This is a genomic window from Stenotrophomonas sp. YJH_SMC_17, from assembly GCF_059371655.1.
The window spans coordinates 58254-72404 of sequence record NZ_JCAFUU010000002.1 but is presented as its reverse complement, the minus strand read 5'-3'; the positions used below and the strand labels follow the sequence as shown (position 1 = coordinate 72404).

The 14151-nt window shown below is 67.9% G+C and carries 10 protein-coding genes; 2 read left to right on the top strand and 8 right to left on the bottom strand.

Translation table 11 applies throughout. The features are described from left to right. Nucleotides 1-43: 43 nt before the first annotated feature. Both mscL and AC5P8Z_RS05465 read left to right on the top strand, forming a co-directional pair. The gene (gene mscL, locus AC5P8Z_RS05470) at nucleotides 44-448 is read left to right on the top strand and encodes a large-conductance mechanosensitive channel protein MscL (RefSeq protein ID WP_049447393.1); all 405 of its coding nucleotides are present in this window, start codon (nucleotides 44-46) and stop codon (nucleotides 446-448) included. A 240-nt stretch (nucleotides 449-688) separates the two neighbouring features. Beyond that, nucleotides 689-2110, top strand: coding sequence for a M28 family peptidase (locus tag AC5P8Z_RS05465; protein ID WP_495228385.1), 1422 nt, complete (start codon nucleotides 689-691; stop codon nucleotides 2108-2110). Nucleotides 2111-2255: 145 nt separating this feature from the next. On the opposite strand, the gene AC5P8Z_RS05460 is transcribed toward AC5P8Z_RS05465, so the two are convergent. The 8 genes from AC5P8Z_RS05460 to AC5P8Z_RS05425 all read right to left on the bottom strand — a co-directional run bounded on the left by AC5P8Z_RS05460 (nucleotide 2256) and on the right by AC5P8Z_RS05425 (nucleotide 14039). Further along, nucleotides 2256-3086, bottom strand: coding sequence for a TrmH family RNA methyltransferase (locus AC5P8Z_RS05460; protein ID WP_495228384.1), 831 nt, complete (start codon nucleotides 3084-3086; stop codon nucleotides 2256-2258). After that, nucleotides 3079-4599, bottom strand: coding sequence for an alanine/glycine:cation symporter family protein (locus AC5P8Z_RS05455; protein WP_495228382.1), 1521 nt, complete (start codon nucleotides 4597-4599; stop codon nucleotides 3079-3081). Before AC5P8Z_RS05455 ends, AC5P8Z_RS05460 begins: the two co-directional genes overlap by 8 nt. A gap of 180 nt (nucleotides 4600-4779) precedes the next feature. Then, nucleotides 4780-5376, bottom strand: a complete 597-nt coding sequence (locus AC5P8Z_RS05450; RefSeq protein ID WP_495228381.1) for a GNAT family N-acetyltransferase — start codon at nucleotides 5374-5376, stop codon at nucleotides 4780-4782. Next, a complete protein-coding gene (locus AC5P8Z_RS05445) occupies nucleotides 5369-8494 on the bottom strand; it encodes an efflux RND transporter permease subunit (protein ID WP_495228379.1) in 3126 nt (1041 codons plus the stop codon). The genes AC5P8Z_RS05450 and AC5P8Z_RS05445 overlap by 8 nt, the downstream gene beginning before the upstream one ends. Continuing rightward, on the bottom strand, nucleotides 8491-9597 hold the full coding sequence (locus AC5P8Z_RS05440; RefSeq protein WP_286069648.1) for an efflux RND transporter periplasmic adaptor subunit: 1107 nt from the start codon (nucleotides 9595-9597) through the stop codon (nucleotides 8491-8493). The genes AC5P8Z_RS05445 and AC5P8Z_RS05440 overlap by 4 nt, the downstream gene beginning before the upstream one ends. Nucleotides 9598-9897: 300 nt before the next feature. Further along, entirely contained in the window at nucleotides 9898-11961 is a 2064-nt protein-coding gene (locus tag AC5P8Z_RS05435) for a TonB-dependent copper receptor (RefSeq protein WP_495228378.1), read from the bottom strand. Between the two features lie 71 nt (nucleotides 11962-12032). Then, nucleotides 12033-12464 (bottom strand): DUF2946 domain-containing protein, encoded by a 432-nt coding sequence (locus AC5P8Z_RS05430; RefSeq protein ID WP_495228376.1) that lies wholly within the window; start codon nucleotides 12462-12464, stop codon nucleotides 12033-12035. Between the two features lie 591 nt (nucleotides 12465-13055). Continuing rightward, the gene (locus tag AC5P8Z_RS05425; protein ID WP_495228374.1) at nucleotides 13056-14039 is read right to left on the bottom strand and encodes a LysR family transcriptional regulator; all 984 of its coding nucleotides are present in this window, start codon (nucleotides 14037-14039) and stop codon (nucleotides 13056-13058) included. Between the last annotated feature and the right edge of the window lie 112 nt (nucleotides 14040-14151).

The following is a 14151-nucleotide window of genomic DNA, read 5'->3' as shown; positions in this document are numbered from 1 at the left end:
CTACCCTGCGCGCTGTCCACTTCCCCACCGGAGAACAACAACAATGGGAATGCTCACCGAGTTCAAGGAATTCGCGATGCGCGGCAACGTCATCGACCTCGCCGTCGGCGTGGTGATCGGCGCAGCCTTCGGCAAGATCGTGACCGCGCTGGTGGAGAAGATCATCATGCCACCGCTGGGCCTGCTGATCGGCAAGGTGGATTTCTCGCAGCTGGCGTGGACGCTGTCGCCGGCCCGCATCGGGCCGGACGGCAAGGAGATTCCGGCGGTGGTGATCGGCTACGGTGACTTCATCAACACGCTGATCCAGTTCGTGATCGTGGCCTTCGCCATTTTCCTGGTGATCAAGGTGATCAACCGCCTGTCGCGCAAGAAGGAAGCGGCACCGGCAGCGCCGGCCGAGGAAGTGGTGCTGCTGCGGGAGATCCGCGACAGCCTGAAGAAATAAGGGCACCGGGCGCCATCGGCGCCCCTCCCACCTGTAGAGCCGAGCCCACGCTCGGCTGATCTGCAAGGCAGCCGAGCATGGGCTCGGCTCTACAGAAGCAGGCGAAAGCCCCGCTCCGGCGCGGCTTTCGCTTTGCCGGACGTGTCGGAAAACTGCGTTCGCGCCAGCCATGACCTCCCGCCCATGCGCGGGCCTGAACGACTGTTAAGCTCCAAGGCTTGGTCCCTTCCGGAGTTGCCCATGCGTCGCCGCGTCCTTGCCATCGCATCGTCCCTTGCCCTGCTGGCCGCTCCGGCCTTTGCAGCACCGCACACCACCACCCTGACCCCGGCCTCGCTGGCCACGGCCGCGCAGCTGCGCGACCAGGCGCTGGCCGACGACACCGGCTGGAAGGTGGTCGAATCGCTTACCACCGAAATCGGTCCGCGCATTGCCGGCAGCGAAGCCGACGCCCGTGCGGTGGCCTGGGCCGAAGCCAAGTTCAAGGCGCTGGGCTTCGACAAGGTGTGGAAAGAACCGGTGACCTTCCCGAAGTGGGAGCGCCGCAGTGAACACGCCGCCGTGACCGGCAGGAACCCGCAGCCGCTGCAGATCACCGCACTGGGGGGCAGCCCGGGCGGCACCGTGGAAGCCGAGGTGGTGCGCTTCGCCGACCTGGCCGCGCTGCAGGCCGCACCGGCCGGTTCGCTGAAGGGCAAGATCGCCTTTGTCGATTACCAGATGCTGCCGTTCCGCGATGGCCGCGACTACGGCCGTGGCGGCGCGATCCGCAGCAAGGGCCCGTCCGAGGCGATCCGCAAGGGCGCGGTGGGCTTCCTGATGCGCTCGGCCGGTACCGACTCGCACCGTGTGCCACATACCGGCATCACCCGTTTCGATGAGGGCCTGACCCCCGTGCCGTCGGCGGCGCTGTCGGTGCCCGATGCCGACCAGCTGGCGCGCCTGCTGGCCCGTGGCAGCACCACGGTGAAGGTGGCGCTGGACTGCGGCTGGGATGGCACCGCCACCTCGTACAACGTCATCGGCGAGATCACAGGCCGCAGCCTGCCGAAGGAAGTGGTGGTGATCGGTGGTCACCTGGATTCGTGGGACCTGGGCACCGGCGCGGTGGATGACGGCGCGGGCGTGGGCATCACCATGGCCGCAGGCCATCTGATCGGCCAGCTCAAGCAGGCACCGAAGCGCACCATCCGCGTGGTTGCCTTCGCCAACGAAGAACAGGGCCTGTATGGCGGCAAGGCCTACGCCGAAGCGCATGCAAAGGACGTGGCCCTGCACCAGCTGGCTGCCGAGAGCGACTTCGGCGCCGGCCGCATCTACGCCTTCAATACCGGTTCGCCGAACCCGGAAGGCTCGCGCGAAGCGACGAAGCAGATTGCCGAAGTAATGAAGCCGCTGGGCATCGAGTACCAGGCCGACAAGGGTGGCCCGGGCCCGGACGTCGGCCCGCTGGCCGCCAAGGGCGGTGCGTGGGCGTGGCTGGCGCAGGACGGCTCGGACTACTTCCACCTGCACCACACCGCCGACGACACGCTGGACAAGATCGACCCGAAGGCGCTTGCGCAGAATGTGGCTGCCTACACCGTGTTCGCGTATCTGGCGGCGGAGGCTGATGGCAACTTCGGCAGCGAAGCCAAGGCGACCACGCCGCCGAACGAATGATGCGGTAGCGCCGGGCCCTGCCCGGCGAGCGCAGCGGCAGGAGCGGTGCGAACGAAGGTTCGCACCCACCACGGCGGGTCCTGAATCCGGAACCGGCGGGGTCAGAACCCTCGCGCAGGCGAGGGATCTGACCCCGCTCAGAGGCTCAATCGCGTCGACTGGCCCACTGCGCCAGCAGCACGGCCGTGGCCGAGGCCACGTTCAGGCTCTCCACCGCACCACTGCCGGGGATCGAGACCTGCAGATCGCACTGGCTCGCCAAGCCACGGTCCATGCCCTCGCCTTCGGCGCCCATCACATACACCAGCCGGTCCGGCAGCGACGCGCGGAACACGTCATCACCGCCCTCAACCAGCGTCGCGGCCAGGCCAAAACCGGCGCTGCGCAGCTGTGCCATCGCCTCCGCGGCCTCCGGCAACTGCACCAGTGGCACCGATTCCGCACCGCCTTCGGCCACGCGTGCGGCGGCACCGGACAGCGCCAGCGTGCTGCCGGCCGGCAGCAGCAGCGCCTTGACCCCGAAGTGCGCGGCCGAGCGCAGGATCGCGCCGAAATTGTGCGGATTGCCGACACCGTCCAGCCACAACGCCAGCGCCGGGCCTTCGCCCAGATCGGCCAGCCACTGTGCCAGCGGCACCACCGGCGCGCGCAGCACGTCGGCCACCAGGCCTTCGTGATGGGTGGTGGCGGCCAGCTTGTTGAGGTCGCCTTCCTCGACGACGCGGTAGCCCACGCGGTTGGCCACGCACCACTTCAGCACCGGCTGCATGCGCGGAATCAGCGCGTCCACCAGGTACAGCTTGCGCAACGCCTGCGGGCGCTTGGCGAACAGCGCCTGCACGGCGTTCCAGCCATACAGGCGCAGTTCGTCGTTGCCGCGCCCCGGCGGCGGGGTGCCGCCCTCACGCGGCGGCAGCGGGGTGGCCCGCGGCGGTCGCGACGACGGGCGGCGGGCATTCTTCCAGGGATCATTCACTACGGGACAACTCCAGCTTGCGTTGACGCCAGAAATCGGCGTTCTTGATGCCCAGGGCATCGGGGTCGAAGGTCGGATCGAGGCCGAGCTTCTTCTGTCGTTCGTAATCACGCAGGGCCAGCATGGCCGGCTTCTGGATGATGAGGATGGCAATGATGTTCAGCCAGGCCATCAGGCCCACGCCGATGTCACCCAGCGCCCAGGCCAGGGTGGCATTGTGGAACGCCCCGAACACGACCATGCCGATGATGCCCAGGCGCAGCAGCAGCACGGTGAGCGGGCGCTTCTTGTTGTGGTTCACATAGCTGAGGTTGGTCTCGGCCATGTAGTAGTACGCCATGATGGTGGTGAAGGCGAAGAAGAAGATGGCGATCGAGACGAACGCCGAGCCCCAGCCCGGCAGCACCGCTTCCACGCCGGCCTGCGCGTAACCCGCACCTTCCGGAATGCCGGCCAGGCCCTGGAAGATCGGCGGCGCGCTGGCGCCTGCCGGCGAGTACACGTTGTAGGTACCGCTGGCCAGGATCAGGAACGCGGTGGCGGTGCACACCATCATGGTGTCGAAGTAGATGGCGAAGGCCTGCACGTAACCCTGCTTGGCCGGGTGCGAGACTTCCGAGGCGGCCGCCGCGTGCGGGCCCGAACCCTGGCCGGCTTCGTTGGCGTAGATGCCGCGCTTGATGCCCCACTCCACTGCCAGGCCCATCATCGCGCCGAACGCCGCGTGCGTGCCGAAGGCGCTCTTGAAGATGATGCCGAACATGTCCGGCACGCGGTCGTAGTTGATGATCATGATGACGATGGCCGTCAGGATGAAACCGGCGGCCATGAACGGCACCACCACTTCGGCGAAGTTGGCGATGCGCTTGACGCCACCGAAGATCACCACGCCCAGCAGCAGCGCCACCACGATGCCGATGCCCAGCTTCAGCGCCTGCACCGATTCCATGCCGAAGGCCTGGCCATCAAGCGGGCCGCACAGGGCGGTGCCGCGGCAGGCGTTGATGATGCTGTCGGCGATGGCATTGGCCTGCACGCCCGGCATCAGGAAGCCGGCGGCGATGATCGTGGCGATGGCGAAGGCCAGCGCGTACCACTTCAGGCCCATCGCCTTTTCGATGTAGTAGGCCGGGCCACCGCGGTAGCGGCCTTCGGCATCCTTGGTCTTGTAGATCTGCGCCAGGGTGCATTCCACGTACGAGGTGGACGCGCCGAGGAAGCCCATCACCCACATCCAGAAGATCGCGCCGGGGCCGCCGAAGGCGATGGCGGTGGCCACGCCGGCGATGTTGCCGATGCCCATGCGGCCGGCCATCGACATGGCCAGGGCCTGGAACGAGGACACGCCGGCATCGGATTTCTCCCCCCTGACGGTGAGGCGGCACATCTCGAGGAAACCCCGGATCTGCATGAAGCGGGTGCGCAGGCTGAAGAACAGGCCGGCGGCCAGGCACATGAAGATCAGTGCCTTGCTCCAGATGATGCTGTTGATGAAATGTACGGTAGCTTCCACGCGCGCTCTCTCCAGTCGGCGGGTTGTAAGGACGTCCCGTCGGCTGGAGGGGACCGGTCGATTCTCCCTGATCGAAGGCCGCTGCGGTAGCGCTGTCTTGTAGAGCCGAGCCCATGCTCGGCTTGGGCCCCCGAGGGCAGCCGGGCATGGGCTCGGCTCTACAGCGACCAGCCTGCGCGCTCAGGGCAGCTGCGTGCGTACCCGGGCGAAGCGGCGCAGGTCGTGCAGCTGGCCGCGCTTGTACACCGCGCAGCGGGCCGTGCCCTCTTCACTGAAGCCGTTGGCCAGCAGCACGCGGGCCGAGCCTTCGTTGAAATCCAGGACCTCGGCCTGCAGCCTGAACAGGCGCAGCTCGTCCATCACCCAGGGGGCGAACAGGGCCACGACGCGGGTCATGACGCCCTGGCCCCAATGGGCCTGACCCAACCAGTATCCCAATTCGGCGGCATGCCCGCGCTCGGCCGTGCCCGGCTGCGCGCCGATACTGCCGCAGGCGTGGCCATCGATCACGATGGCCAGGTTGAGGGTGCCGGGGGCGAGCACGCGGCCGGCCAGGAAGGCCTCGCCGTCCTCGCGGGTGTACGGGTAAGGGAAGCGGTCACGCAGGCCGCGCGAAACGTCCGGGTCGTTGGCGTGGCGCAGCAGGGACGCGAGGTCGTCGGAGCGCCAGGGGCGAAGTTGGAAGCCGTCGCCTCGCAGTGGTGGGGTCAGAGCCCTTTCCCGTTGGGAAAGGGATCCGACCCCCGGTCCGACCCTGTCGGCGCGAGGGTCAGGCATGCCCGCCCACCGAGGGCGACTCGGCTTCCTGCTTCTCCAGTTCGCGCTTCACTGCTTCCGGCGAGCGGGTGTACGGGGCCAGCCGCGCGTAGAACGCCGGCACCACGAACAGCGACAGGAACGTCGAGAGGGTCACGCCGAAGATGATCACGATGCCGATGGTGCCGCGGCTGGCCGAGCCAGGGCCACCGGCCACCACCAGCGGGATCGCACCCACCACGGTGGCGATCGAGGTCATCAGGATCGGGCGCAGGCGCACCATCGCCGATTCGATGATCGCCTCGCGCACGGTGCGCCCGTCGTCGCGCAGCTGGTTGGCGAATTCGACGATGAGGATGCCGTTCTTCGCCGCCAGGCCGACCAGCATGACGATGCCGATCTGGCTGAAAAGATTCACCGTGCCCCCGCTCACCCACAGGCCGACCAGCGCGCCGAGCACGCCCAGCGGCACGGTCAGCATGATGGTGAGCGGGTGGATGAAGCTTTCGAACTGGGCGGCCAGCACCAGGTACACCACCAGCAGGGCCATCGCGAAGGTCAGCAGCACCGCGCCACCGGCGCTCTGGTACTCGCGCGATTCGCCCTTCCAGTTCACCTGCGCGTACTGCGGCAGCTCTTCGCGGGCCACGTTCTGCGCCCAGGCAATGGCCTCGCCCAGCGGATAGCCCGGCGCAAGGCCGGCGGTGATGGTGATCGAGCGCAGGCGGTTGAAGCGGTTCAGCGTGCCCGCCTCGGCCACTTCACTGAGCGTGACCAGGTTGGACAGCGGCACCAGCTCGCCGGAGGTGGCGCGCACGCGGATCGCGGCCAGGTCGGCCGGGCTGGCGCGACCATCGCGGCCGGCCTGCACCAGCACGTCGTACTCCTCGCCGTTGTCGACGAAGGTGGTGACGCGGCGCGAGCCCATCATGGTTTCCAGCGCCGAACCGATCGCGGTGACCGGCACGCCGAGATCCGCCGCACGCTGGCGGTCGATGTTCACCCGCATCTGCGGCCGGGTTTCCTTGTAGTCCGAATCCGGGCCGACCAGGCCCGGATTGTCAGCCATGCGCAGCAGGACGCGGTCGCGCCACTGGGCGATTTCCGCGTATTCCGGCCCACCCAGCACGATCTGGAAGGGCTGGCCGCCACTGCGCACCAGCCCGCCGCCCACCTGCGTACGCACACGCACGCCGCGGATCGTGTCCAGTTCCTTCTGCAGTTCATTGGCCACATCCGGCGTGGCCTCGCTGCGCTGGCGCCACGGCTGCAGGAAGATGCTGACGCGGCCGGTGTGCATTTCCTCGCTCGCGCCCCAGCCACCCGGCACGCGCGGATTGGCACGCACGATCGGCTTGTCGGGGCCGACGTGCGGTGCCAGCAGCGCTTCCACCTGCTGCACCTGCTGCACGGTGTAGTCGTAGCCGGCGCCTTCCGGGCCGTCGATCATGATCTGGAATGAACCGCGGTCTTCGGCCGGCGCCAGCTCCGACGGCAGCAGTTTCAGCAGGCCCCAACTGGCAGCCAGCGCGGCCACCATCACCAGCAGGTAGATCCAGGTGCGGTCGACATGGTGGTCGAGTACGCGGCCATAGCCCGAGGCCAGGCGTTCCAGGTTGCGGTTGATGAAGCCATGCAGGCCACGCGGTGCCTGACCCGTGTGCGGCTTGAGCAGCTTGGACGCCATCATCGGCGTCAGCGTCAGCGCCACGAACGCGGACAGCGCCACCGCTGCCGCCAGCGCCACCGCCAGTTCGCGGAACAGGCGGCCGGTATTGCCTTCCAGGAAACCGACCGGCAGGAACACCGCAACCAGCACTGCGGTGGTGGCGATCACCGCGAAGGCGACCTGTGCGGTGCCGCGCTTGGAGGCCACCAGCGGTGGCTCGCCCAGATCGATGCGGCGCTGCACGTTCTCCACCACCACGATCGCGTCGTCCACCACCAGGCCGATGCACAGCACCAGAGCGAGCAGGGTCAGCAGGTTGATCGAGAAGTCGAACGCATACAGTGCGATGAACGCGGCCACCAGGCAGACCGGCACGGTCACCGCCGGAATCAGTGCGGCACGGAAGCTGCCGAGGAACAGCCAGATCACCGCCAGCACCAGGATCATCGCCTCCACCAGCGTGGCGTAGACGCGGTCCACGGCGGCTTCGATGAAGGTGGTGTTGTCGAACGCAACAAAGATCTGTGTGCCCTTGGGCAGCGACAGCGCCACACGCTCGGCTTCAGCACGCGCGGTGCGCGCCACATCCAGCGAGTTGGCGGTGGAGGTCTTGACGATGCCCAGGCCGATGCCCGGCTCACCGTTGCTGCGGTAGTAAGCGCGACGCTCGGCCGAGGCCAGCTCGATCTTCGCCACGTCGCCCATGCGCACCACATAGCCATCGCGGCCCTTGCCCAGCGGGATGGTCGCGAAGTCTTCCGGCTTGATGTAGTTGCGCTCCACGCGCAGGGTGAAATCGCGGTCGGTCGACTCGATGCGGCCGGCCGGCAGTTCCACGTTCTCGTTGCGCAGTGCGGTTTCCACATCGCCGGTGGTCAGCCCACGCGCGGCCAGCTGGTCACGGTCCAGCCAGATGCGCATCGCGTAGCGCTGGCGGCCACCGATGCGGACCTGGGCCACGCCGTCGAGGCTGGAGAAGCGGTCGACCACATAGCGGTCGGCGTAGTCGCTCAGTTCCAGCGTGTCCATGGTCGAGGAGACCATGTTGAACCAGATGATCGGGTCGGCATCGCTTTCGACCTTGGCGATTTCCGGCGGCCGCGCTTCTTCCGGCATGCGGTCGGCGACACGGCTGACCGCATCGCGCACGTCATTGGCCGCCGCTTCGATATCGCGGTTGGAAGTGAACTCGATGCTGACCTGCGAGCGGCCGTTGGTGCTGCGCGCGTTGATCGTATCAATGCCTTCGATGCCGGCCAGTGCGTCTTCCAGCACCTGGGTGATGCGGCTTTCGATGACCGCCGCCGACGCGCCGGTGTAGTCCACCGACACCGACACGATCGGCGGATCAATGGCCGGCAGTTCGCGCAGGGTCAGCCGGGTGAAGGACATCACGCCCAGCACCAGCAACAGCAGGCTCATCACCACGGCGAACACCGGCCGCTGGATGGAGACGTCGGACAGCTTCATCCGCCGTGGCCCTCGGCCGCGACCGGTGCCGGCGCGTCAGCCGGCTTCGCGCCGCTGGCCGGTGCCGCATCCTTGGCCGCGACCTTCAGGCCCGGGCGCAGCTTGCCGGTGCCGTCGACCACGATGCGCTGGCCGGCCTCCAGGCCCTGCTTGATCTCGACCACGCCGGCACGGCGCGCACCGGTCACCACGTCCACGCGCTCGACGCTGTCGTCGTTCTTGATGCGGTACACGAAGGTATCGCGGCCGACCTGCACCACGGCGATTTCCGGCACCACCAGCGCCGGGCGCTCGGGACGGAACAGGCGCACGTCCAGCAGCATGCCGGGGCGCAGTGCGTGGTCGCCGTTGGCGAAGTCGGCGCGCACGGTCACCGCACGGGTGGCCGGATCGATGCGTGCGTCGATGGTGCTGACCACGCCCTCGAAGGTACGGCCCGGCCACGCCACGCTGGTGGCACTGACCTTGTCACCGACGCCCAGCGCGGCCAGTTCCACTTCCGGCACCTGGAAATCGATGTGCATGTGCTCGATGTCGTCGAGCGTGGCGATGACCGTGGTCGGGGTCACCAGCGAGCCAGGGCTGACCTGGCGGATGCCGAGCACGCCGGCGAACGGTGCGCGCACACGGCGATCACCGATGTCGGCCTGCATCTGCATCACGCGCGCCTCAGCGGCATCACGGATCGACTTCTGCGTATCCAGCGTGGCGCTGGACACCAACCGCTGGGAGGCCAGCTCGCGCTGGCGCTTGTACAGCTGGTCGGCCTCGTGGAAGGTGGCCTGCGCCTGCACCAGCGCCGCTTCCTGGGCCTGGCCGCGCAGGGTCACGATCGGCGCACCGGCGGCGATGTGCTGGCCGCTTTCGAAATGCACCTTCTCGACGATCTCGCTGACCTTGGCGGTGACGCTGATCGACTCGCGCGCCTTGGCGGTGCCCAGTGCCTGCAGGGTGTCGTTCCACTGCGTGGGCTGCACGACCTGCGCGGTAACCGGCACTGCTTCGCCCTGCCGACGCGCGGCGGCCTCCTGTTTGCCTGCGCACCCGGCCAGCACGGCCAGGCTGAGGCCAAGGGCCAGGGTCGAAGCGATACGAGCCAACATGAACGGTCCTGATTGATCCACGGCCGCCGAGTGTAGGCAAGGGCCTGCAAAAGCGGTATGTGCCAAGCGTTTACCGGCGTGGAGCCGGCACCGCGATGGCGCCTTGAACCCGTTCCATGCAAGGCTGATGGCGGCGGTGTCGGCGTGTGTCGGGGTGTATCCAGCCGTGCACCGCAGGCATTGCCGTCGTAGAGTCGAAGCTGCCCGACCGAGGGCGTTGGGCAGGGGGCGGATCCTGGCGGGGATCCGGCCCCGTTTTTTTGCCCGGCGCGTGGGCAGCGCCAGGCCATGCCCGGCGGATCAGTACCGGTAGTTCACCTTCATCCACAGGCTGCGCCCGGGCTCGTTGATGCGCACCGGGTCGGCCGGGAAGCCGAAGTCGGCACTGCCGGCCAGGTTCAGGTGCTCGCTGTAGGCGCGGTCGAACACGTTGTCCACGCCCGCACTGAGCTGCAGTTGCGAACTGAAACGGTACGCCGCATTGAGCGCGAACGTGGCGAAGCCGGCACTGGGCCCCAGGTCCTGCGCGACCACGTTGCCCTGCCCGTCGGCCACGCGGTGCTGGTGGGTCACCGCGCGCAGCAGTGCCCCGGCACTCCAGCGCTGGCCTTCCCAGTTCGCACTCAGACGCGCTTCCAGCGGCGGCATCTGCGGCAGCGGACGCTGCTGGTCGCGGTTCTCGCCCCAGGCGTAGGCCAGCGTGCCCCCCAGCTTCCACTGTTCGGCCAGGCTCACTTCCAGCCCCGCCTCGGCACCAGCGATGCGCGCATCGATGTTGCCGGCCTGGCTCATGCCCATCATGCCGCTGCCGTGATAGGTGAACAGGATGTAGTCCTGGATCTGCCCGGCGTAGGCCGAGACCCAGGCCTGCACGCGCGGGCCCTTGTACTGCAGGCCGACGTCGAGCTGGGTGGTGCGCTCCGGCTGGATGCCGGCAAACGCGTTCGGTGCACCGGCCGGGCCGTGATCGGGCGAGAACAGCTCCCAGTAGTCGGGCATGCGCTGGCTGTGGCCGAGACCGGCATACCCGGTCAAGCCATCGGCCAGGTCCTGTTCGTAACGCAGGAAACCACTGCCCAGCCATTCCTTGCGGCGTTGGCCCGACGTCGGATTGGGCATGTTCTCCATCATGCCGCGGATCGACTGCCGATCATCGCGCACGCTGGCGCGATCGATGCGCAGGCCACTGATCCAGCGCTGGTCGGTGCCGGCGCCCAGCGTCAGTTCGGTGAACACGCCATAGCGGCGGAAGTCGGCATCGGTCGCCCACGCGGCCTGGCGGTAGGTATCGCGGCCCATGCCCATGCGCCCGCGATGGCGGCTGTCCTCGCCATCCACACCGGCCACCAGCTGCACGTCCTGCCAACGCCACTCGGAACTGACCCGGCCGCCCTGGGTTCGGCGGTCCACGTTCGATGCCATCGGCATCGGCATCATGCTGTCGGGATTCGGCGTGCGCAGCGTGTAGTTGTCCATCACGTGGTCGGCTTCGTTGTAGTACACGTTGGCCTGCACCGTGTCCCACGCGCCCGGCAGGTTGCGCTTCTCGAAGCGTGCCGCGTAGCTGGTGCGCTCGAACGCGGCGCCGTCCATGCCACGCCCGGCATAGCGCGCGATCGCATCGCCGGCACCGGCGGAGATTTCCAGCAGCGTATCGGCGTCCGGCGTCCAGCCGATGGCCACGTCACCGTTCCACTTGCGCCACTTCGACGGCACCACGTCACCGTGGCCATCCTTGTAGTCATCGGCTTCGGAACGGTTGCCGCTGGCACGCACGTACCCGGTCGGGTTGCCCAGGGTCAGGTCCAGCACCTGGTCGTTGCGGTTGCGCGAACCGACCAGCGCACTGGCATCGGCACGCAGGCCCGGTTCTTCGAAGCGCGGCGTGTCGCGCTCGAAGCGCACGGTACCGGCCGACGCACCTGCACCCCAGCGCACGCTCTGCGGCCCCTTGATGATGGTCAGCCGGTCGAAGCTCTCCGGCGCGATGTAGGACAGCGGATTGTCCATGCGCGACGGGCAGGCACCGATCAGGTTGCCGTCGTTGCTGAGGATGTTCAGGCGCGAACCGAACATGCCGCGCAGCACCGGGTCGCCATTGGTGCCGCCGTTGCGGATGGCGGAGAAGCCGGGAACGGTCTTCAGGTAATCGGCGCCATCACTGGCCGGCACCGGCTGCCGCGGCAGGCGCGGATCGGTCACCCAGTGCAGCGGCGAGGACGGCGCGGCGGCGGTGACCACCATCGTATCGAGGGTGCGCGCCTGTTCGGCAGGCGCAGCGTGGGCCAGTGACGTGGCCACGGCCAGGCCAAAGGCAACCGGCAGGCGCACGCAGGCGCCCGCAGGGCGGGAAGTCATCTTCATCGGAACAGCTCCAAGGTACGCACGCGCGCATGGCGCCCGGTCAGGCGTCGTGCGGCAGATTCACGGGAACATCAGCGGACGATGGAGACGCGCGGTGGCCCACGCGCGGCATGTGCTGGCCAGCGCAGCGCAGGCAGCACCTGCTGCGACCACGGGAACACCAGGCGCGGCCGCCACAACAGCGGCAACAGCAGCACCAGCACCGCCAGCCACGGCAGCAGGCGCATCGCCAGCACGCAGTACTCGCAGGCTTCGCCGTGCATGGCGTGCGGATCGGCCGGGCGGTTGGGCGCTGCCGGCGCAGCGCCGTGCTGATCGTGCCCGGCCATGGGCATGTCGTGCATGTCATGGCCCATCGCGGCGTGGTCCATGCCCGCCATCGCCGCGTGATCCATCGGCTGCGGTTGCAGCGCGCGGCTGACCAGTGGCGCAAGCACCATCAGCAGCGTCGCCAGGATGGCGAGCTGGAGCAGAAGGCGCTGCGGGCGGGACAAGCGGGTCACCCCGCTAGTGTAGAGGCGGGTACAGGGTTGCCCGTGCGACGAACCGTCGCAGGAGGAGGTTTGTCGGCAGGGCTTGCAGCCCTGCACCCGCTGAATCAATGGCAAAAGCCGAAGCAACGGCAAAAGCAAAAACGGTTTGCTGGGGGTGGGCGGCGTGGGTCCGGTTGCGGGAGACGCCGTAAACCCGTCCTTGGGGGCTTGGCCGCGGCATCCATGCCGCGGACACTCCCGCAACCGGACCCACCCCGCCTTTGACAGTTTTCAGCGATCTGTCAGAACGACTCTCGGGGTCAGATCCGTTTTCCGAAGGAAAACGGATCTGACCCCAGATGTATCTCGATATCTGACAGATGTGTCGACCAAGGTCGACACATGCCAACAGCCGCCGGAATCTGTCAGAGGTGGGGCGGTGTGGGCAGTCAGGACCGTTGGCGCCATGGATGGCGCCATCGAGCCCCCATGGATGGGTTTACGGCGTGTCCTGCCTGCCCACACCGCCCCGCCAACCCACGGAATGCCGCTTCTGCTGTTGCTGTTGCTGTTGCTTTGGTCCGCAGCAGGTGCAGGGCTGCAAGCCCTGCTCGACCAACCTCACACCGTGATGGTCTGGGTCAGGGATTCCCAGGTCGGTGGCACCGGCCAGGCAGCGGCCTGGTTGCCATCCAGAACTCTTCGCAGATCGCGCGGATCAATCTGCGGTGCCAGCACATGCACCAGTTCCAGCGCGTAATCACGCAGCACCCGGTCGCGCGGCAGCACCGCCCAGGCGATGCACTCGCTGATCGGGTCCGGCGCCGGCCACGATCTCAGGTCTTCGTCGTTGGAACTGACCGCCATCTCAGCCAGCAGCCCCACGCCCAGCCCGGTGCGCACGTAGGTCTTGATCAGGTCGGCGTCGAGCGCGGTCAGTGCCAGGTCCGGCACCAGACCGTGAGCAGCGAAGGCGCGCTGCAACGACGAGTTCGGGCGGGTCGAGGATTCGTAGCTGATCAACGGTTGGCGGGCCAGCGCGGCCAGGTCCGGTGCACGACCGGCGCGATCCAGCGGATGGCCCTTGGGCACCACCACCAGCCGTCGCCAGCGGAACAGCGGTACCGCGATGCCATCGGTGGGTTCGCCACCGGCAGTACTGATGATCGCGATATCGGCATCGCCCTGGTTCAGGCGGTCCAGCGCGTCGGCTTCGCCGGCCTGCTGCAGGTGCACGCTCACCTGCGGGTAGGCCTGCTTGATTGCTGCCACCGCGGGCGGCAGCACGAAGCGTGCCTGGGTGTGGGTGGAGGTCAGGATCAGCTGGCCCTGGCTTTCACGGCGCTGGTTGGCGGCATAGGTGCGGATGTTGTTGGCCTCGGCCAGCACCGCGCGGGCGCGGGCGATGACCTCGGTGCCGGCCGGCGTGACCGACTCCAGGCTGCGGCCCTTGCGCACGAACAACAGGAAGCCGAGCTCGTCCTCCAGCTGCTTGAGCTGCTTGGACAGGCCGGGCTGGGTGGCGTGCACGCGCGAGGCGGCCAGCGTGATGTTCAGCTCGGCGTCGGCGATGGCAACCAGGTAGCGCAGCTGGGTCAGCGTCATGGGCAGGCGGGCGGCGTGGGGCGGAGGTCCACTCTAGGGTCAATTGCCGTCACCAGCTTATAACCAAAGGTTGTTTAAGAAAGGTATCTGGTCATTTCCGGGCGTCATATGC